General features: G+C 68.9%; 16 protein-coding genes. 8 read left to right on the top strand and 8 right to left on the bottom strand.

Annotation, left to right across the window (positions count from 1 at the left end):
* Positions 1–57: 57 nt before the first annotated feature.
* Positions 58–963 carry an LLM class flavin-dependent oxidoreductase gene (locus EDD27_RS16940; protein ID WP_127933298.1) on the top strand — a complete coding sequence of 302 codons (906 nt, stop codon included), beginning with the start codon at positions 58–60 and terminating at the stop codon, positions 961–963.
* 105 nt (positions 964–1068) lie between these two features.
* Here the strand turns inward: EDD27_RS16940 and EDD27_RS16935 are convergent, their stop codons facing one another.
* From EDD27_RS16935 to EDD27_RS16920, 4 genes are all read right to left on the bottom strand, one after another.
* A complete protein-coding gene (locus EDD27_RS16935; protein ID WP_127933297.1) occupies positions 1069–1446 on the bottom strand; it encodes a YceI family protein in 378 nt (125 codons plus the stop codon).
* A 31-nt stretch (positions 1447–1477) separates the two neighbouring features.
* Positions 1478–1939 carry a MarR family winged helix-turn-helix transcriptional regulator gene (locus EDD27_RS16930; RefSeq protein WP_127933296.1) on the bottom strand — a complete coding sequence of 154 codons (462 nt, stop codon included), beginning with the start codon at positions 1937–1939 and terminating at the stop codon, positions 1478–1480.
* A 125-nt stretch (positions 1940–2064) separates the two neighbouring features.
* Positions 2065–3042, bottom strand: a complete 978-nt coding sequence (locus tag EDD27_RS16925; RefSeq protein WP_127933295.1) for an NADPH:quinone reductase — start codon at positions 3040–3042, stop codon at positions 2065–2067.
* Complete coding sequence (locus EDD27_RS16920; RefSeq protein ID WP_127933294.1) at positions 3042–3344, bottom strand: antibiotic biosynthesis monooxygenase family protein; 303 nt, start codon at positions 3342–3344, stop codon at positions 3042–3044. Before EDD27_RS16920 ends, EDD27_RS16925 begins: the two co-directional genes overlap by 1 nt.
* A 180-nt stretch (positions 3345–3524) precedes the next feature.
* Here EDD27_RS16920 and EDD27_RS16915 point away from each other — a divergent pair, with 180 nt between their 5' ends.
* From EDD27_RS16915 to EDD27_RS16900, 4 genes are all read left to right on the top strand, one after another.
* The gene (locus tag EDD27_RS16915) at positions 3525–4031 is read left to right on the top strand and encodes a nuclear transport factor 2 family protein (protein ID WP_127933293.1); all 507 of its coding nucleotides are present in this window, start codon (positions 3525–3527) and stop codon (positions 4029–4031) included.
* A 583-nt stretch (positions 4032–4614) separates the two neighbouring features.
* Complete coding sequence (locus EDD27_RS16910) at positions 4615–5922, top strand: ABC transporter substrate-binding protein (protein ID WP_241564083.1); 1308 nt, start codon at positions 4615–4617, stop codon at positions 5920–5922.
* 58 nt (positions 5923–5980) lie between these two features.
* Positions 5981–6868, top strand: coding sequence for a carbohydrate ABC transporter permease (locus tag EDD27_RS16905; protein ID WP_127933292.1), 888 nt, complete (start codon positions 5981–5983; stop codon positions 6866–6868).
* Positions 6865–7719, top strand: a complete 855-nt coding sequence (locus EDD27_RS16900; RefSeq protein ID WP_127933291.1) for a carbohydrate ABC transporter permease — start codon at positions 6865–6867, stop codon at positions 7717–7719. Before EDD27_RS16905 ends, EDD27_RS16900 begins: the two co-directional genes overlap by 4 nt.
* A gap of 1 nt (position 7720) precedes the next feature.
* Here the strand turns inward: EDD27_RS16900 and EDD27_RS55520 are convergent, their stop codons facing one another.
* Positions 7721–7948 carry an NAD(P)-dependent oxidoreductase gene (locus EDD27_RS55520; RefSeq protein WP_206641455.1) on the bottom strand — a complete coding sequence of 76 codons (228 nt, stop codon included), beginning with the start codon at positions 7946–7948 and terminating at the stop codon, positions 7721–7723.
* Between the two features lie 262 nt (positions 7949–8210).
* On the opposite strand from EDD27_RS55520, the gene EDD27_RS16890 reads away from it, so the two are divergent.
* Positions 8211–12971 (top strand): GH92 family glycosyl hydrolase, encoded by a 4761-nt coding sequence (locus tag EDD27_RS16890; protein WP_206641454.1) that lies wholly within the window; start codon positions 8211–8213, stop codon positions 12969–12971.
* A gap of 70 nt (positions 12972–13041) precedes the next feature.
* On the opposite strand, the gene EDD27_RS16885 is transcribed toward EDD27_RS16890, so the two are convergent.
* The 3 genes from EDD27_RS16885 to EDD27_RS16875 form a co-directional block, all read right to left on the bottom strand.
* Positions 13042–14763: a glycerol-3-phosphate dehydrogenase/oxidase gene (locus tag EDD27_RS16885; RefSeq protein WP_127933289.1), complete on the bottom strand. Its 1722-nt coding sequence runs from the start codon at positions 14761–14763 to the stop codon at positions 13042–13044.
* A gap of 85 nt (positions 14764–14848) precedes the next feature.
* Complete coding sequence (gene glpK, locus EDD27_RS16880; RefSeq protein WP_127933288.1) at positions 14849–16366, bottom strand: glycerol kinase GlpK; 1518 nt, start codon at positions 16364–16366, stop codon at positions 14849–14851.
* A 34-nt stretch (positions 16367–16400) separates the two neighbouring features.
* Complete coding sequence (locus EDD27_RS16875) at positions 16401–17228, bottom strand: MIP/aquaporin family protein (protein ID WP_127933287.1); 828 nt, start codon at positions 17226–17228, stop codon at positions 16401–16403.
* A gap of 303 nt (positions 17229–17531) precedes the next feature.
* Here EDD27_RS16875 and EDD27_RS16870 point away from each other — a divergent pair, with 303 nt between their 5' ends.
* Both EDD27_RS16870 and glpK (EDD27_RS16865) read left to right on the top strand, forming a co-directional pair.
* The gene (locus tag EDD27_RS16870; RefSeq protein ID WP_127933286.1) at positions 17532–18299 is read left to right on the top strand and encodes an IclR family transcriptional regulator; all 768 of its coding nucleotides are present in this window, start codon (positions 17532–17534) and stop codon (positions 18297–18299) included.
* A 32-nt stretch (positions 18300–18331) separates the two neighbouring features.
* On the top strand, positions 18332–19840 hold the full coding sequence (glpK, locus tag EDD27_RS16865; RefSeq protein ID WP_127933285.1) for a glycerol kinase GlpK: 1509 nt from the start codon (positions 18332–18334) through the stop codon (positions 19838–19840).
* Positions 19841–19903: the final 63 nt, after the last annotated feature.

Genomic DNA, 19903 nt, shown 5'->3' with positions numbered 1-19903 from the left:
CAGATACGCGTGGGGGCCGTGTGCCTCGCAGACCGACCGTCACACCAGAGGACAGCCATGCAATCTCTGCAGTTCGGATTCTCTCTCGATCCCACCACGGACCACTCGGCGCACCGGGAACTCGTGCGCGCGGCTGAAGACGGAGGGCTTGACCTGGTCGGAGTCCAGGACCATCCCTACAGCGCAGAATATGTCGACACGTTCGCCCTGATCGCCACGCTGCTGGAGGCCACGGAGCGGCTGCGGTTCTTCCCGGACGTGGCCAACCTGCCCCTGCGCCACCCGTCGATGCTCGCGAAATCGGCGGCGTCACTCGACCTCCTCTCGGGCGGGAGGTTCGAGCTCGGGCTGGGTGGCGGCGGATACTGGTCCGCCATCGCCAAGATGGGCATGACAGCCCAGCTGAGCCGGGCCGAAGCCCTCGACCAGCTTGACGAGGCCGTCCGCGTTCTGAGGGCCCTGTGGCGCGGGGAGCCGGAGCCCGTCACCTTCGAGGGCCGTTACTACAACATCCCGGGGCTGCAGGGCGGACCGGTCCCGGCTCACCCGATCGGTATCTGGCTGGGCGCCCAGGGGCCGCGTTCGCTCAGGCTGACCGGCCGGGTGGCCGATGGATGGGCCGCGCCCATCCCCAGCTACCTGCCGTACGAGAAGTGGGCCGAGTCGAACGCGGCGATCGACAAGGCCGCCAGTGAAGCCGGCCGGGACCCGCATGACGTGGTGAGGATCGCTCAGCTTGTCGGCACCGTCACCGACCGGACCGGCGACGCCGAGTCGGCGTCCGGCAACGCGCCCATCCGCGCGACGGCGCGGCAGTGGGCCGATTTGATCGTCCGTCTGGCGACCGAGCAGCCCTTCCGGTCCTTCGTCTTCTGGCCGGAGCAGACCACGGTCGGACAGGTGGAGCGATTCGCCCGCGAGGTGGCACCCGCAGCCCGGGAAATGCTCGGCCGGCGGGCGTAGCCACCGGGCGAGCACCCCTGTGTACGGCAAGTGGAGGTGCGGCCGTGACGTTTCAGCGCTCCTTGACCGCCTCGATCTCCAGCTCCAGATCGACGGTGTCACCGATCAGCGCGCGCCCCCGCCCAGGGGTAGGTTCCCGGTGACCCCGAACTCCGATCGGCTGAGACGGGTGGTCGCCCTGAAGCCGGCCCGGACCGCTCCCCAGGCATCGGGTGCGACCCCCAGGAATTCCAGGCTGAGGGTGACCGGGCGGGTCTCACCCCGGATGGTCAACAGCCCGTCGACGGCGAACCGGCCGTCCTCCTCCCGGACGCCGGAGGACTCGAAGGACGCCGTCGGATACGACGAGGTGTCCAAGTAATCGGCACCGCGCAGGTGCTCGTCCCACTCCGCGTTGCGCGCCCACGCGGGCGTTCCATCGTGGAACGACCCCAGACACAAGACAAGGTGACAACGCCGAAACCGATTGTCGTCGCCGATCATCCGGGCATCCCAGCCGGGAAGACGGGCGGCCTCAGTCGCCGCGCCAGGCGAGCTGCTGCCGCGTGATTTCCCGGAAGGTGCCCTTGAAGGCGGCGAACCTGTCCTCGCTCGACGCTCGCGCGTGCCGCCGCTCGATGGCGGCCATGATCTCGTCTGCTTTCGCCATCTGGTCCAGCCCCCGGGGCGTGGGCACGATCAGCTTGGCGCGCCGGTCCTGGGGGTCGGGCCGGCGTTCGACGTAGCCGAGTTCCTCAAGTTCGTCGATCAGATTGCCGATGACCTGCTTGTGCGTCCCCGACAGCCGCGACAGCTCGGTCGCTCGGCTCCCTTCCTCGTCGAGGTAGCCAAGCACCGCCCCGTGCCTTGGTCTGAGCTGGGGGTGTCCCTGCTCGGCCAGGGTCTCGAAGAGCTCTTTCTGGATCGAGAAGAGCAGCTGCGCGGACAGGATCCCGAGATCCGGGTCCTGCTGCTTGCGTTCACTGCGTCGACCCACCGCGCGCTCCTCGTCACCTGCGCTGACTGTCACCTTTTGGAATGATAATGGTCATGCCAACGGCCGGCATGGCCTACGGACACGCTCGGATCGGGCACGTGGACGTGATGCGGGCGCCGGCGGGCTCAGAGCTCGATCACGACCCGGCCGGTGGAGCCCAGCGTCTCGGCAGCCTCGTGCGCCTCGGCGATCCGGTCGAGCGGGAAGCGGCTGGCGATCGGGTAGCGCAGGTCGCCTGCGGCCACAGCGGCGGTGAGGTCGGCGGCGGCCGCCTCATTGGCCGGTTCGGGGAAGTCGTCGTTGCTGAGGAAGCGCACGGTGATGTTCTTGAAGGCGATGGGCCAGTACGGCACCGCCGGATCAGTCGCGCCCGTGGCGTAGGTGGCCACCGTGCCGCCGTACCGGAGAATGTCGGCGTCCGTGGCAATACCGGTGTCGAAGGCGACCTCGGCGACTCGGTCGACGCCCTCCGGAGCGATCTTCAAGATCTGCTCGACCACATCTCCGGTGGAGGCGTCCACCACGTGGTGGGCGCCCGCGTCAAGGGCCTGCTCTCCTTGGGAGGACCGCCGTACGGTGGCGATGACCGTCGCGCCGCCGCGACGGGCGACGGCCACAGCGGCCCTGCCGACGGCGCCCAACGCGCCGGTCACCACGATCGTCTGGCCGCCGACCGGGCCGTCTCCGAAGATCGCCCGGTGGGCGGTGATGCCCGGGATGCCCAGCAGCGCTCCCTGCTCGTACGGCACTGAGGGGGGCAAGGGCACGGCGTGCCCGTCCGGAACCACTGTGTACTCGGCGGCGGTGCCGTACGGGCGGTAGGACTGGGCAAGGAACACCCAGACCCGCTCGCCGACCCGGTGCGGGTCTACGCCGGAGCCGACCGCGTCGATCACTCCCGCGCCGTCTCCGTGCGGGATCACCCGGGGAAAGGCCATGGTCGATCCCCACCAGCCCTGCCGCTTGCCCAGGTCGCCCACGTGAACGCCGGAGACCGCGATTTTGACGCGCACCTCGCCGGGACCAGGCTCCGGAGTCGGCAGCTCTCCGACGGTGAGCACCTCCCGCGCCGGTCCTTGCCGGTCGTACCAGGCGGCGCGCATCACCGCTCACCCCCGTCGGCACGTGTGCCCTCTTCCACGCTCACCAGCTCGCCGATCGCGGCGAAGAACGCGGCGATGCCCGGCAGGTTCGCGCCCTTGCCGCGGGAGGCCGCGAAGTCCTCTGCTGAGCGCCATTCCACGATGTCGAGCCACTCGTCATCGGGCAGACGTACCAGTCTCGCGTCGAGGAAGCCCTCGCGATCGGCACGGAAGTCGGCCAGCATGCCCGCTCGGGCCGCCAGCAGCGCCTGGACCTTCTCCGGTGGCACCCGGAAGCGGGTCAATTCCACAGTTGTCGCCATCACTGCCCTCGCTGAGGTGGTTCCTACGCCCCCATCATCTAAGACACTCTCTTGATAGTCAAGAAAATGACTATGATGGATAGGGGGTGGACGCCACATCCGGGGTGGGAATAGCCTCTACATAGTCAAAGTTGTGACTGTCATCTTCTATACCAACTACCTTGTCGTGAAGGAGTCGACATGAACAGCATCCGGAGGGTCCTCGCCCCCGTCATGGGTGTCGTGGCCGGCGCGGTGGCCGCCGGCGTGTTGCTGGGCGGCGACGCCACGGCCGCGCAGGGCGACAACCCCGATGACCGCCTCGCCATCCGTGAGGTGATCGACCATCACCAGATGTACATCGATCTGCGCGATGCCGACGGTTATGCGAACCTCTACGCCGAGGACGGCCGCTACAGGAGCCCCTTCGGCTCCGCTGACGGCCGGGACGAGATCAAGGCCATGTTCGTCGATCTGGCCGCGAAGGGCTTCACCAAGGGCAAGCGGCACATGACCGGGCCCGCCATGATCGAGGTGGCGGGCACGACCGCCACCGCCCGGTCCTGGTACTGGGTCGCGGAGACCGAGAAGGCGCCCGCCGTCTACGCCACCGGCACCTACACCGACACGTTCCGCAAGGTGAACGGCGAGTGGAAGATCGTCCAGCGCGTGCAGACGCTGGACCAGAGCTCTTCGCAGACCGAGTAAGCCCGCACGTCCATTCCCTCCCGCTCGCGAAGCCGTCTGCCGTCATCGCGATGCTCGGCTCTCACTCGATGGTCCCTTCGGCGCTGCCGGGCGAGGGCGCGTTCACCTTCGTCTTCGCCCTCGGCGCCGTGTTCGCGGCGGCCGGTGTCGGGATGGTCCTGCTTATGCCGAGGGCCGCGGCTCGGTGGGCCGGCCTCCCCCCACGTGCCGTGGTTGGCCAGACCGCGCCCCGCTCGCTCAACCGCTCCTTGGCCTCTTCGACGGTGGCCGGTCTCCTGCATTCGTGCGGCCTGGCGCGGGGCGACATCCCACTGCTGGTCGAAGCGCTCGGCGGTCATCTTGTCCATGTGGACGTGCCAGTCGGAGAAGGAGATCTGGCCGAGGTCGAGGGCCTCGTCGGCCATGCCTTGGAGCGTGCCCGGCGAGGCCGGCCATTCCGCCCCCGAGACCGGGTGGGCCTGAGTTTGCGGAGCTGTTATCCGCACATGCCTTGACGTCCGGGAGTGCGAAGTGGCTTGATTGCCCTGCTGACAACGTTGTCAAAATCACCACCTCGGGGGTTTCCGCGAAGGGATGATGTGCGATGCGGCGAAGAATGCGCTCACACTGGACGGCGGCCGCCGCCGTTGTGATGGCCGGCGTGCTGAGCCTGTCGGCTTGTGGAGGTGGCGGCGGCCAGGCGGCGCAGCCCACTCAGGGCGGCGGTGACGCGAAGAAGCAGGTCGAGGTGTTCTCCTGGTGGACCGGACCGGGTGAGGCCGACGGTCTGCAGGCGATGCGGAAGATCTTCGAGGAGCGCAATCCGTCCTACACCTTCTTCGACGCCGCAGTGGCCGGCGGCTCCGGTGACAAGGCCAAGGCGCTGCTGCAGTCGAAGCTGCAAGCCGACACCCCGCCCGACACCTTCCAGGGGCACGCGGGCGCCGAGCTGCAGGGCTACATCAAGGCGGGCGACCTGGAGGAGCTGAACTTCCTCTACGACGAGCTGAAGCTCAAGGACGCCTTCCCGGCCCAGCTCGTCGATCAGATCAGCGTCCAGGGCAAGATCTACTCGGTTCCGGTGAACATCCACCGGTCCAACGTCCTGTGGTTCAACCCGGCGGTGCTGAAGGAGGCCGGGGTCGCGGGCGCGCCGAAGACGCTGGAGGAGTTCGTCGCGGCGCTGGAGAAGGTCAAGGCCAAGGGCAAGGTCCCGCTGTCCATCGGCTCGGAGTGGACCGTCACCCACCTGATGGAGAGCGTGCTGCTCGGCTCGCTCGGCACCGACGCCTACAACGCGCTGTTCAAGCCGGGCGCCGACTGGAACAGCCCGCAGGTGACCAAGGCGCTGGAGCAGTTCAAGACGATCATGTCGTACGCAGGTGACCCGCAGGACGACTGGCAGCCCGCTGCCAAGCAAGTGGCGGACGGCGAGGCCGCCTTCAACGTGATGGGCGACTGGGCGTACGGCTACTTCCACAACCCGCCGGAGGGAGGCCTGGGCAAAAAGTCCAAGACCGACTTCGACTGGGCGCCCGCGCCAGGTACGGAGGGCACCTACCTGTGGCTTTCCGACAGCTTCACCCTGCCCAAGGGCGCCAAAAACCGTGACGGTGCGGTCGCCTGGCTCAAGGTCGCGGCGAGCAAGGAGGGTCAGGACGCCTTCAACCCGAAGAAGGGCTCGATCCCGGCACGCAAGGACGCCGAGCACTCCCTCTACACCGACTACCTGGCCGACGCGCTGAAGGACTGGTCGAGCAACAAGCTGGCCGGCTCCATCCAGCACGGCGTGGCGGTTAACCAGCCCTGGCTGGCCTCCATCAACGAGGCCGTGGGCCTGTTCATCGGCACGAAGGACGTGGCCGGGCTGCAGAAGGCGCTGGCCGACGCCGCGCAGGCCAACGCTCAGTGAACCGCGGCACGGCAGGCGCCGCCGTCAGCCGGCGCCTGCCACCGCCCCTTCGGAGGGAATGCTTGTGAGGCGGGTACGCACCTGGCTGCCCGGCCTGCTCCTCGTCGCCCCGTCGATCGTGGCGATCGGCGTGTTCGTGTACGGCATGCTGGGCTGGAACTTCCGGCTGGCCATGACCGACAAGCACGACGAGGTGTCGGAGGGCAGGTTCGTCGGGCTGGAGAACTTCATCGGGCTCTGGGACCAGCCCAGATGGCACCTATCGGTCAACCACGCGATCATGTTCACGGTCGTGTTCGTGCTGGGCGCGCTGGTGCTCGGCTGGCTCCTCGCCTTCCTCATGGAGAAGGGGATCAGGGGCGAGGCCACGTTCCGGGCCGTCTATCTGTTCCCGATGGCCATCTCGTTCGTCGCGACCGGCATCGTGTGGCGGTGGCTGATGAACTCGGGGATGGAGGAGCGGGCGGTCGGGCTCAACCGGCTGTTCGACGCGATCGGGCTGCCGCAGTGGCAGTGGTTCCGGGATCCGGACTGGGGGATGGCCGCCATGGCCATCCCCGCCATCTGGCAAATGTCTGGATATGTCATGGCACTGTTCCTGGCGGGGTTCCGGGGCGTGCCCGAGGAACTGCGCGAGGCCGCCCGGGTCGACGGCTGCACCGAGTGGGGCGTCTACCGGCACGTGGTGCTGCCCCTGCTGCGCCCGGTGACGCTCTCGGCGCTGATCATCCTGGGCCATATCTCGCTGAAGGTGTTCGACCTGATCGTGGCGGTGTCGGGCAAGCAGATCATCACCGACGTGCCCGCCGTTTTCATGTGGGTGGCGGTGTTCGACTCGCACGACCCGGCCAAGGGCGCCACCATCGCCTCGTACATCGTGCTCAGCGTGGCGATCTTCGTCGTCCCGTACCTGATCTGGTCCGTGCGAAAGGAGAGGCGGTCATGACGGCGGTCGCGGCCGGACGGCGGCGGGTGTCCACCGGGGTGCGGCTCGGCGTGCTGCTGGCCCTCGTGGTCGTCTTCCTGATCCCGATCTACGTCCTGCTGGTCACCAGCTTCAAGCCGCTCACCGAGGCCGACCCGAGCCAGGCCTGGAACCTGCCGCAGACCTGGACCGTCGAGGCGTGGCGGGTGGCCTGGGAGAAGCTGGCTCCGGGTCTGTGGAACAGTGTGCTGCTCGCGGTGCCCGGCTCGCTGCTGTCGTGCGCGCTGGGCTCCATGAACGGGTACGTGCTGTCGAAATGGCGCTTCCCGGGCGCCGACCTGCTGTTCACGTTGTTCCTGTTCGGCATGTTCATCCCGTATCAGGGTGTGATGATCCCGCTGGTGCAGCTCCTGGTGGGACTGAACGAGCTGACCGGGCTGCAGTTCTACGGCGCCATCCCCGGGCTGGTGCTGGCCCACGTGATCTACGGCATCCCGATCTGCACGCTGATCTTCCGCAACTACTACGTCACCATCCCGGACGAGCTGATCGAGGCGTCCCGGGTGGACGGCGCGGGCATGCTGCGGACCTACTGGTCGGTGGTGCTTCCGGTGTCGGGGCCGGCGATCGCTGTGGTGATCATCTGGCAGTTCACGTCGCTGTGGAACGATTTCCTGTTCGCCGTCTTCCTGACCGGGCCGACGAGCTGGCCCGCCACGGTGATGCTGAACAACATCGCTGGGGCCCAGGCCACGCCGTACAGCCAGCAGATGGCCGCGGCCATCCTGGCGTCGGTCCCGACGATGCTCATCTACGTGCTGCTGGGCCGCTTCTTCATGCGCGGCCTGATGGCGGGAGCGCTCAAGGGGTAGCTCAGAGGCCGACCGGCGCGGGGTTGGCGCAGTGGGCGAGCGGCTCGCCGCGTGGCGTGGCGCGGGCGTGCAGGGACACGAACCGCGAGCGCGACAGCAGCTCGTCCAGCTCCACGCTCCCGGGCGTCTTCACGTACGAGTCGAAGACCAGCACCTCCGCGCCGAACCCCTCCAGCGTGCGGTCCACCCGCTGAGTGCTCGAATCGAGCGGCGGCCACCTGTCGTCCACGACGCAGGCCTGGCCAGGACGGCCGCCAACGTCTGCGAAGCGGGAGCATTCGCTACCCACCTGCCACAGAAATGGACTCTTGACACGCTGATTCCGGTTTGAGAAGTTTCCTAACAGTTTCGGATTGACAACGTTGTCAATTTCCTCAGGCCAGCGGCACCGCCAATCGAGCACTTCTGCCGCACCTCCGCGATCCCCTCCGGTTGACCCACGGAAGGTACCGATGAAACGCCCTCACCCCCCACGACGTCGAGTTCTTCTGGTGGCCTCATGCGCGGCCGCCGCGCTCTTCGTCTCCACACCGGCCGCCGCCTTCGCATCCGGCCCGGTCCCCAACCCGGGCCCGTCGGCGACTCCGACCCCCGGCCCGTCGTACAGCCCCCCGCCCGGACCCGAGCGGCCGGAAGCGACCCCGCCCGAGGCGGAGCTACGCCGGTCGGCGGCGAACGGCCGCTCCCTCGCCGAGGCCGAGGGAGCCGCCTTCTACTCCTCCCTCGAATCCGGTGACACCCAGCCGACCTGGACCAACACCGCGGAGACCGACGCCGAAGGCAGCAAGAAGGCCGCGAACGTCACCGGGACGACGCCCGGAGGCATCCCCGGAAGCATCGCCGACGCGATCACGGAGATCGCAGCGAGCGGCGAGAACACGGCCGGGGGAGAGGTCAAGGAAAACCTCGCCGACGGCGACACCAACACCAAGTGGCTCGTCTTCGCCGGCACGGCCTGGGCACACTACAAGCTCTCCTCGCCGGTCGCGGTCGTGCGCTACGCGCTGACGTCGGCGAACGACGCGCCCGGGCGCGATCCCCGCGACTGGCAACTCCAGGGCTCGCAGGACGGGCAGAACTGGACGACGCTCGACACTAGGACCGAGGAGACGTTCGGCGCGCGGTTCCAGCGCAAGGAGTACACCTTCGCGAACACCACCGCGTACGCCTACTACCGGCTGAACATCACCCGTAACGGAGGCGCCTCCATCGTCCAGCTCGCGGAGTGGGAGCTCTCCGACGGCGACACGAGCCCCAAGCCGCCGACGGACATGCGCAGCCAGGTCGGCACCGGGCCGAACGGCGGCTTCGTCTCCAAGCCCAGGGCCGGCTTCACCGGGCTGAAGGCGTTGCAGTACGGCGGCACCACGACAGCCGAGAGCGGTGGCTACTCCTACAACAAGGTGTTCGAGGTCGACATCCCGGTCGCCCCGAGCACCGAGCTGTCCTATGTGGTCTTCCCCGAGTTCACGGCGGCGGACCTGCGCTATCCCAGCACCTACGTGTCGGTGGACCTGGCCTTCGACGACGGCTCCTACCTCAGCGAGCTCCGCGCCACGGACCAGCACGGGGCGTTGCTGAGCCCGCGCGGCCAGGGGGAGTCCAAGACCCTGTACGCCGACCAGTGGAACTACAGGCAAGCGGAGATCGGCCGGGTCGCCCGAGGCAAGACGATCAAGCGGATCCTCGTCGCCTACGACAGCCCCGCCGGCCCCGCCGGGTTCCGCGGCTGGGTCGACGACATCAAGATCGTCACCGCGCGGAAGCGCCAGCCTTACCAGGCGAGCGGCCCGCGCGCGGACGGCGTCAGGCTCTCCGAGCACGTGGTCACCACCCGCGGCACGCACTCGACGGGCGGTTTCTCCCGAGGGAACAACTTCCCGGCCACTGCCGTGCCGCACGGCTTCAACTTCTGGACGCCGATGACCAACGCCGGCTCGATCAGCTGGCTGTACGAGTACCACCGGGCGAACAACGCCGCCAACCTCCCGCAGATCCAGGCGTTCACCGCCAGCCACGAGCCGAGCCCGTGGATGGGTGACCGGCAGACGTTCCAGGTCATGCCGTCCACGGCAGAGGGCACCCCCGACCCGTCCCGTACCGCGCGGGCACTGCCCTTCCGCCACGAGAACGAGGTTGCCCAGCCGCACTACTACGGGGTGACCTTCGAGAACGGGCTGAAGAGCGAGATCGCGCCCACCGACCATGCCGCGATGTTCCGCTTCACCTTCCCCGGGGATGCCGCCAAGCTCATCTTCGACAACGTCAACAACAACGGCGGCCTCACCCTCGACACGGCAAGCGGCACGGTCAGCGGGTACTCCGACGTGCGCAGCGGCCTGTCGACCGGTGCGACCCGCATGTTCTTCTACGCCGTCTTCGACAAGCCGGTCACCGGCGGCTCGATGCTGACCGGGCAAGGCCGCGACAACGTGCTCGGCTACCTCGCCTTCGACCCCGGCGCCGACAAGGTCGTCACCATGCGGATCGCCTCGTCGCTGATCAGCGTGGAGCAGGCCAAGCACAACCTGCAGCTGGAGATCGCCCCCTCCGACACCTTCGACGCGGTCAAGGAGCGGGCGCAGCGGGCCTGGGACGCCAAGCTCGGGGTCATCGAGGTGGAGGGGGCGACCGAGGACCAGCTGGTGACGCTCTACTCCAACCTCTACCGGCTGTTCCTCTACCCGAACTCCGGGTTCGAGAACACAGGCACCGCTGCCGCCCCCGTCTACAAGCACGCGGTGCAGTCGTCGACGACCACCCCGGCGAGCACGCCCAAGCAGACCGGCGCCCCCGTGGCCGACGGGAAGGTCTACGTCAACAACGGCTTCTGGGACACCTACCGCACCACCTGGCCGGCGTACTCGCTGCTCACCCCGGAACACGCCGCCGAGATGGCGGGCGGCTTCGTCCAGCAGTACAAGGACGGCGGCTGGATCGCCCGATGGTCCTCGCCGGGCTACGCGGACCTGATGGTCGGCACCAGCTCGGACGTCGCCTTCGCCGACGCCTACCTCAAGGGCGTCACGGGGTTCGACGCCAAGGCGGGGTACGAAGCGGCGATCAAGAACGCCACGGTGGCCCCGCCGACCCGTCACGTCGGTCGCAAGGGCCTGTCCACCTCGCAGTTCCTCGGCTACACCTCGATCGGGTCCACCGGCGAGGCGATGTCCTGGGCCCTGGACGGGTACATCAACGACTTCGGCATCGCGAACATGGCCGAGGCGCTCGCCGGCCGATCGACCGGCGCGGAGCGCAAGCGGTACCTGGAGGAGCACGAGTACTTCCTGAACCGCGCGCGGGGCTACGTGCACATGTTCGACCCAGCCGTGGATTTCTTCCAGGGCAGGAACGCCGACGGCACCTGGCGCAACAAGCCGAAGACCTACGACCCTCGCGAGTGGGGCCACGACTACACCGAGACAAACGGCTGGAACAGCGCCTTCCACGTGCCGCAGGACGGGCAGGGGCTCGCCAATCTCTACGGCGGCAAGGCCGGCCTCGCCGACAAGCTCGACAGGTTCTTCGCCACCCCGGAGACCGCCACGTTCCCCGGCTCGTACGGCGGGATCATCCACGAGATGCGCGAGGCCCGGGACGTCCGGATGGGCCAGTACGGGCACAGCAACCAGCCGTCCCACCACATCATCTACATGTACAACTACGCAGGGCAGCCGTGGAAGGCCCAGGCCAAGGTGCGCGAAGCGCTGTCCCGCCTCTACACCGGCAGCGAGATCGGCCAGGGTTACCCGGGCGACGAGGACAACGGCGAGATGTCGGCATGGCAGATCTTCGGCGCCCTCGGCTTCTACCCGCTGCAGATGGGCAGCCCGTACTACGTGATCGGCTCGCCGCTGTTCACCAAGGCCACCGTGCACCTCGAGAACGGCGAGGACCTGGTCGTCAAGGCGCCGGACAACAGCCGCCGCAACGTCTACGTGCAGGGGCTGAAGGTCGACGGCAGGCCCTACACCAAGACCTACCTGCCGCACGACCTGCTCGCGCGCGGCGGCGTGCTGGAGTTCGACATGGGGCCGAAGCCCTCGCGCTGGGGCACCGGCGCGGACGCTGCCCCGCCGTCGATCACCCAGGGCGACGAGGTTCCGGCGCCGCTGGGCGACGCGACCGGCAAGGGGCGGGGCACGCCGTCAGCGAGCGGCGACGCCGCCGTGGCCGCTCTGTTCGACGACGACTCCGGCACCGAGGTGTCCGTGCCCGGCTCCGCGCCGTGGATCCGGTACCAGTTCACCGGCGGGCAGCAGGTGAGCTTCTACACGCTCACCTCGGGCACCAGGGCGGAGGCGGAGGATCCCAAGGCGTGGGTGCTCGAAGGTTCCGACGACGGAGCCCAGTGGAAGGTCCTCGACGAGCGCGACGGTGAGACGTTCCAATGGCGCCGGCAGACCCGCCCGTTCAAGATCGCCGATCCGGGCGCGTACGCGTACTACCGGATCAGGGTCACCGGCAACGGCGGCGCGGCCTCGACGTCGCTCGCCGAGGTGGAGCTGCTGAACCCCCGGCGGGCCGACACCTCGCCGCTGGTCGTGGAGGTCGAGGGCGTCGTCGCCTCGGCGGGGCAGACCGTCCCGGTGGAGGTCACCGTGTCCAACTACGCCCGCGACGCCGCGAGCGGTCAGATCACCGTGACGGGCCCGCAGGGCTGGAGCGTGCAGCCCGCGAGCGCCGAGTTCGGGCCCGTCGCGCCGGGTGAGTCCAAGACCTTCACCCTCCAGGTGGCGGTCCCGCAGGGCACGGCGCCGGGGAGCTTCCCGGTGCAGGTCGCCGTGACGTCCGACCACGGCTCCCTCACCGGCAAGGGCCTGGTGACCGTGGTCGGCGACACCATCGACTTCACGCCCGGCACCGACGCCGAGACGCCCTGGCTCCTCGACGCGGGCGCCTCCCAGCTCAACGGCGAGGTGTACGACGGCCGTGCCCGCTTCACCGACGGCGCGAGCACGGCGACGTACCGCTTCCAGGTGCCCGCCGACACCTCCGGCGGCACGCTGACCCTGGACATCGGCAATCAGTTCCTCGTCCAGACGTCGCCCGACGGCCAGACCTGGCGCACCATCCTGCAGGAGACGAACAACGTGCGCGACCTGTCCAACCGCGGGAAGCACGACTTCGCCCTCGACGAGTTGCGAGGCACGAGCCGCACGCTCTACCTGCGCATCGGCGACAGCCAGCCGCAGGACGGGTGGGGAGCCTGGCTCGCCAGGGTGACGCTCACCACGAAGGCGGCCGGCTAGCGACAGCGGCCTTCACCACCGGGGCCGGGCCGAAGATCTCCTCGGCCCGCCCCCCAGCGGTTGGGTCCGGTCAGACGTTGAGCGCGCGGTCGCCGGTCCGCGGGGCGGACGGCTCGCAGATGTCCGCGCGCGCTGCGTCCGCGGACAGGTCGTCGGGCTGCAGCTCCGCGGCCAGCTCGGCATGCACCATGGTCCGGTAGGCCTCCGTCTCGCGCCGCACGTCCTCGTCGTCCCAGCCCAGCACCGGGGCGATGAGTGCGGCCACCTCGGATGCGGCGGCGAGGCCGCGGTCGCGTTCCTCGATCGAGATGCGGGTACGGCGGGCCAGCACGTCCTCCAGGTGCAACGCCCCCTCGTGCGAGGCCGCGTACACCGCCTCCGCCCTGAGGTAATCCGCCGCCCCGGCGAGGGGCTCGCCAAGGGCGGGATTCGCCTCGATCATGTGGAGGAGATCCACGATGGCCGAGCCGTAGCGCCCGAGCAGGCGCTCGACGCGGGCGACGTCGATGCCGGCGCGCGCCGCCAGAAGTGCGCGGCCGTTCCGCAGCGCCTCGAACCCCTCTGCTCCCAGGAGCGGCAGCCGGTCGGTGACGGACGGGGGCACGGCCGCGTCCAGCTCCTGTACGGCCACGTCGACGGCGTCCCTGGCCATGACCCGGTACGTGGTGTACTTGCCGCCGGCGATGACCACGAGCCCGGGGGCGGGCCGCGCGACGGTGTGCTCCCTGGACAGCTTGGCGGTGTCCGAGGCGTCTCCGGCCAGGAGGGGCCGAAGACCGGTGTATACGCCCTCTATGTCGTCGTAGGTGAGCGGCGTGCTCAGCACCTGGTTCACGCGGTCGAGTAGGTAGTCGATGTCGGCCTGGCTGGCCACCGGGTGGCCCATGCCGAGGCTCCAGTCCGTGTCGGTGGTGCCGATGATCCAGTGCCGGCCCCAGGGGATGGTGAAGAGCACGCTCTTCTCCGTACGGAGGATCAGGCCGGTGTCGAGCCTGATCCGGTCACGCGGAACGGTGATGTGGACGCCCTTGGACGCCCGGACGCGCAGGCCGCCCTGGTTGCCCATGAGCTGGGCGGTCTCGTCGGTCCAGACCCCGGTGGCGTTGATCACCTGGCGGGCGCGCACGACGATCTCGCGGTCGCTCTCCAGGTCAAGCACGTGCGCTCCGGTGACCCGTGCCCCGTCGCGGACCAGCCCCGTCACGCGTGCCCTGGTCGCGATGGCGGCGCCGTACTGCGCGGCGGTGCGCGCGAGCGTCATCGCGAACCGCGCGTCGTCGACCTGCGCGTCGTGGTACTGGACCGCGCCGACGAGCGCCTCTGGACTGAGGCCAGGTGCGGCCGCCAGCGCGCCTCGCCGGCTCATGTGGCGATGGCGGGGAAGGGTCCGCGCGCCGTCGAGCATGTCGTAGAGGGCGATCCCCGCGCCGACATAGAGCCGTTCCCAGAGCCGGCGGCGGAGCGGGAACAGGAAGGGCACCGGGCGCACCAGGTGGGGCGCGAGCCTGGTCAGCAGCAGGCCACGCTCCTTGAGGGCCTCCCTGACCAGCCGGAAGTCGAGCTGTTCGAGGTATCTCAGGCCGCCGTGCACGAGCTTGCTTGACCGGCTCGACGTGCCTGCCGCCCAGTCCTGGGCCTCCACCAGCGCGACCGAGAGGCCACGGGACACCGCGTCGAGCGCCACGCCTGTGCCGACGACTCCGCCGCCGACGACGAGCACGTCGAACTCGTTCTCGCCTATCCGGCGCAGCGTTCCCGCGCGGTATGCCGGTCCCAGTGGTACAGATGTCACGGTCAGACTCCTCATCTCGGAAAAATCAGGCGGACCCGGAGCCGCGGTTTCCGCATGGCCGTGCGGAAGCCGCGGCCCAGGCGGCTCAGCCGACGTCGACCCAGTCGAGGGTGCGGGTGACGGCCTTCTTCCAGGCGGTGTAGCCGGTCTCGCGCTGGTCCTGGGACCAGTGGGGCTGCCAGCGGCGGTCTTCCTGCCAGTTCTGCTTGAGCTCGTCGGTGGACTTCCAGAAGCCCACGGCGAGCCCGGCGGCGTAGGCGGCGCCCAGCGCGGTCGTCTCCGCCACCACGGGCTTGGAGACCGGCACGCCGAGGATGTCGGCCTGGATCTGCATGCACAGGTCGTTGGCGGTGACGCCGCCGTCCACCCGGAGCACGTCGAGGGCGACTCCGGAGTCCTGGCGCATCGCCTCCACCACGTCGCGGCTCTGGTAGCAGATGGACTCCAGGGTGGCCCGGGCGATGTGCGCGTTGTTGTTGAACCGCGACAGGCCGACGATCGCGCCGCGGGCGTCGGAGCGCCAGTACGGGGCGAACAGTCCGGAGAAGGCGGGCACGAAGAACACCCCGCCGTTGTCGTCGACCTGCCGGGCCAGCGACTCGCTCTGCTCGGCTCCCGCGATGATGCCTAGCTGGTCGCGCAGCCACTGCACGGCCGAGCCGGTCACCGCGATGGAGCCTTCCAGCGCGTACACCGGCGGCTCCTCGCCGAACTGGTAGCACACGGTCGTCAGCAGGCCGTGCTTGGAGCGCACCGGGGAGGTGCCGGTGTTGAGCAGCAGGAAGTTGCCGGTGCCGTAGGTGTTCTTGGCCTCGCCGACCTCGAAGCAGACCTGCCCGACGGTGGCGGCCTGCTGGTCGCCCAGGACACCGCCCAGCGTGACCTCTCCGCCCAGCGGGCCGTCGGCCAGGGTGCGCCCGTACAGCTCCGGGTGGGAGGAGGGGACGATGGCCGGCAGCATCCGGCGGGGTATGCCGAAGAACGACAGCAGCTCGTCGTCCCAGTCCAGGGTCTCCAGGTCCATCAGCATGGTACGGCTGGCGTTGGTCGGGTCGGTGACGTGCAGGCCACCGTTGACACCGCCGGTGAGGTTCCACAGCAGCCACGTGTCGGTGGTGCCGAAGATCGCCTCGCCGGCGTCGGCCGCCTGACGTACCCCGTCGACGTTCTCCAGGATCCACTGGATCTTCCCTGCGGAGAAGTACGTCGCGGGAGGGAGGCCCGCCCTGCGCCGGATGATGTCGCCCTTGCCGTCGCGTTCCAGCGCCGAAGCGATCCGGTCGGTGCGCGTGTCCTGCCAGACGATGGCGTTGTAGTAGGGCCGGCCAGTGGTGCGGTTCCACACCACGGAGGTCTCGCGCTGGTTGGTGATGCCGAGCGCGGCCAGGTCGGAGGCCACGAGGTCGGCCTTGGTCAGCGTGGTCTCGATCGCCGCCCGGGTGCGCTCCCAGATCTCCGTGGGATTGTGCTCCACCCAGCCGGCTCGAGGCAGGATCTGCTCGTGTTCGAGCTGGTGGCGGGCGATCTCGTTACCACCATGGTCGAAGATCATGAAGCGGGTGCTCGTCGTTCCCTGATCGACGGCGCCGACGAAGTCCGGCATGGAATCGTGCCTCCTCATAGGCAGGTGGGGGTGGTCAGACGGTTTCGTACGAAGGCTTCGCCGGGACTCGGCCGGGCTCGGGCTGCTCTTCGAGCGGCAGGAACCGCCCCACGAGAGCCTGGTACAGGGCAGCGCCGATCAGGCCGCCGATGACGGGGGCCACGATCGGCACCCAGAAGTAGAGCTGGCCGTACTGGTCCTGCCAGGCCGTTTCATAACCGGTGAGGAACGACGCCAGGCGGGGACCGAAGTCGCGGGCCGGGTTGATGGCGTAGCCGGCGTTGGTGCCCCAAGCCATGCCGATCGCCACGACGAGCAGCCCGACGACGACAGGGGCCATGTTCGCCGCGGGCGCCGAGTTGCGCATGTCGGTGATGGCGATGACGAGGAACAGCAGGATCGCGGTGCCGATGACCTGGTCGCGGAAGGCGCCCCAAGTGTCGATCGGGAGGACGCCGTTGCCCGGCAGCGTGGAGAAGACCCCCTGGGTCTTGATGGTGAAGCCCGGGTCGACCTTGGCCAGCACCTCGGCGTAGTTGAAGCGGACGATCAGGGCGGCCAGGAAGGCTCCCGCGGTCTGCGCCAGGGCGTAAGGCATGACCTTGCGCCAGGAGAAGCCCTTGAACGCCGCGAGCGCGACGGTGACGGCCGGATTGAGGTGGGCCCCGCTGACCCGAGCCGCGACGTAGATGCCCAGGGTCACGCCGAGACCCCAAGCCCACGCGATGCTGTCGTGATCCCCGATGCCGGCCGCGGCGACCTGGGCCACCACTCCGACCCCGAAGAGGATCAGGATCAGGGTGCCCGCGAACTCGGCAGCCAGCTCGCCGAGCAGCCCTCGGGCCTTCAGTCGTTCCGCCATGTCTCCTCCTCACACTGCCTCGCCATTTCGCCGGTCCCCGGACGGGGAACGGGCGCTGCCGCAGGCAGGACGTCCGGTGAGGCGACCTGCCTCACAGTTGAAGGGACGTTAAGTGAGGAAATCCACAGGGTCAACGGCATGATGCCGACAATGTCGAACACTAGCCAGCTATGCCATGCCCGGTTATGGTCTAGAGGCTATGACGCAGAGCACATTTGTGGCGGTATGAGGTGGTATGAGTAGATCTTTTCTTTTGCCGTGCCGACATTGTCGAACAGCAGCCGCTGGACTACTCTGGATCGCGTGCCAGGTCCAGTGCAGTCCATCCAGCGGGGAGCGGCGATCCTTCGCCTCCTCGCCCGCAGCTCCGGCCGGCTCGGCGTGGGAGAGATCGCCTCCTCACTCGGTCTCCCTCGCGGCACGGCCCATGGCCTGCTGCGCACCCTGCAACTGGTCGGTTTCGTGGAGCAGGACGGTGCGACGGGCAAGTATCAACTCGGGGCGGCCCTGCTTCACCTGGGCACGAGCTACCTGGACGTCAACGAGCTCCGCTCACGAGCGATCAACTGGGCGGACGCGCTGGCGGCGCGCAGCTGCGAATCCGTCAAGATCGGCACTGTCCTCGACGGCCAGGTCCTCGTGGTGCACCACGTCTTCCGTCCCGATGACACGTTGCAGACGCTGGACGTCGGCTCGCTGCTGCCGATGCACGCCACCGCGCTGGGCAAGGTGCTGCTGGCTTTCGACGCCGGCGCGAGCGCCGCTCTCGGCAACGGTCATCTGGAGGCGTTCACCCGCCGGACGATCGTCGTTCCGAGAGAGCTGGCGAGCAGCCTCGCGAGGATTCGGGAGATCGGCTGGGCCGCCCAGGTTGAGGAGATGACCGTGGGCGAGGCCGGCATCGCCGCACCCATCCGCGGTCACGGCGGTCTGGTCGTCGGCGCCATCGGGATCTCCGGCGCCGTCGAGCGGATCTGCGACGTCAAAGGCCAGCCCAACACCGCCCTGGTGACATTCGTGCGCGATGCCGCGCGTGCGGTGTCGCGGGACCTCGGTGCCTCGCGCTGGTAGCAGCTACTTCCACATATTCCGAGGTAAACGACATGGCCACGCGCTATGTGATGTCCATAGACCAAGGTACGACGTCGACGCGGTGCATCATCTTCGACCGGCAGGGGCGCCTGGTGTCGGTGACGCAGCGCGAGCACCGACAGCATTTCCCTCGCCCCGGCTGGGTCGAGCACGACGCCGTCGAGATCTGGCGAAACCTGGAGCGCATCGCCCCAGAGGCGCTCCAACAGGCCGGGATCGGCCTGGAGCAGATCACGGCGATCGGCATCGCGAACCAACGGGAGACCACCCTCCTGTGGGACCGGCGAACCGGTGTGCCTCTCCGGCGGGCCATCGTGTGGCAGGACACACGGACGAACGCCCTGGTCGACGAGCTGGCCGCCCGTCCCGAGTCGTCGATGGTGCAGGAACGTTGCGGCCTGCCGCTCGCCACCTACTTCTCCGCTCCGCGCATCCGCTGGCTGCTCGACGACACGCCCGGGCTCCGTGAGCGCGCCGAGCGAGGGGAGGTGCTGTTCGGGACGATGGAGAGCTGGCTCATCTGGAACCTCACCGGAGGGCCCGACGGTGGCCGGCACCTCACCGACGTCACCAACGCCAGCCGTACGCTGCTGATGGATCTGACCACCCTGGAGTGGGACGATCAACTGCTCGACTTCTTCGGCGTCCCGCGCGCGATGCTGCCGCAGATCCGGCCGTCGGCCGAGACGTACGGCGTGGCCAGCCGCATCTTCCCAGGCGTGCGCATCGGCGCCGCGCTCGGCGACCAGCAGGCGGCGCTGTTCGGCCAGACCTGCTTCGCACCGGGCGAGGCGAAGTGCACCTACGGCACCGGCAGCTTCCTGCTGCTCAACACAGGAAACAAGCCGATCCGCTCCTCCCACGGGCTGCTCACGACCGTCGGCTACCAGGTCAGCGCCGAGCCCGCCGTGTACGCCCTGGAAGGGCCGATCGCCGTCACCGGTGCGCTGGTGCAGTGGTTCCGCGACGGCCTCGGCCTGATCAACAGCGCCCCGGAGATCGAGACGCTCGCCAAGACGGTGGACGACAACGGCGGGTGCTACATCGTGCCCGCGTTCGCCGGGCTGTTCGCCCCGCACTGGCGGAGCGAGGCCCGTGGCATGATCGTCGGCCTGACCTCCTACATCACGAAGGGACATCTCGCCCGTGCAGTGCTGGAGGCCACCGCCTGGCAGACTCGCGAGGTCGTCGACGCGATGAACGCCGACTCCAGGCTCGACATGCGGACCCTCAAGGTCGACGGGGGCATGACCGCCGACAACCTCCTCATGCAGTGCATCGCTGACGTCCTGGATGTTCCGGTCGTCCGCCCCATGGTGGCCGAGACCGTGTCGCTGGGAGCCGCGTACGCCGCCGGGCTCGCCGTCGGCTACTGGCCGGACCTGGAGGGCCTCCGCCGCAACTGGCACCGAGCCGCCCAGTGGCTGCCCGCCATGGAGCCCGAGCGCCGCGCGGTGGAGTACGACAATTGGCGCCGGGCGGTGGAGCGGACGTTCGGCTGGATGAAACCGCGCGGCTGAGGACATGGCTCGACCTTGGCAGCCCACATACGGCCGGCGCCTTGGGTCAGCCGGATCGACGGG

Source organism: Nonomuraea polychroma, from assembly GCF_004011505.1.
Lineage (GTDB): Bacteria > Actinomycetota > Actinomycetes > Streptosporangiales > Streptosporangiaceae > Nonomuraea > Nonomuraea polychroma.
Note: the sequence above shows the minus strand (reverse complement) of the source record. Positions and strands in the feature narration are given on the sequence as shown.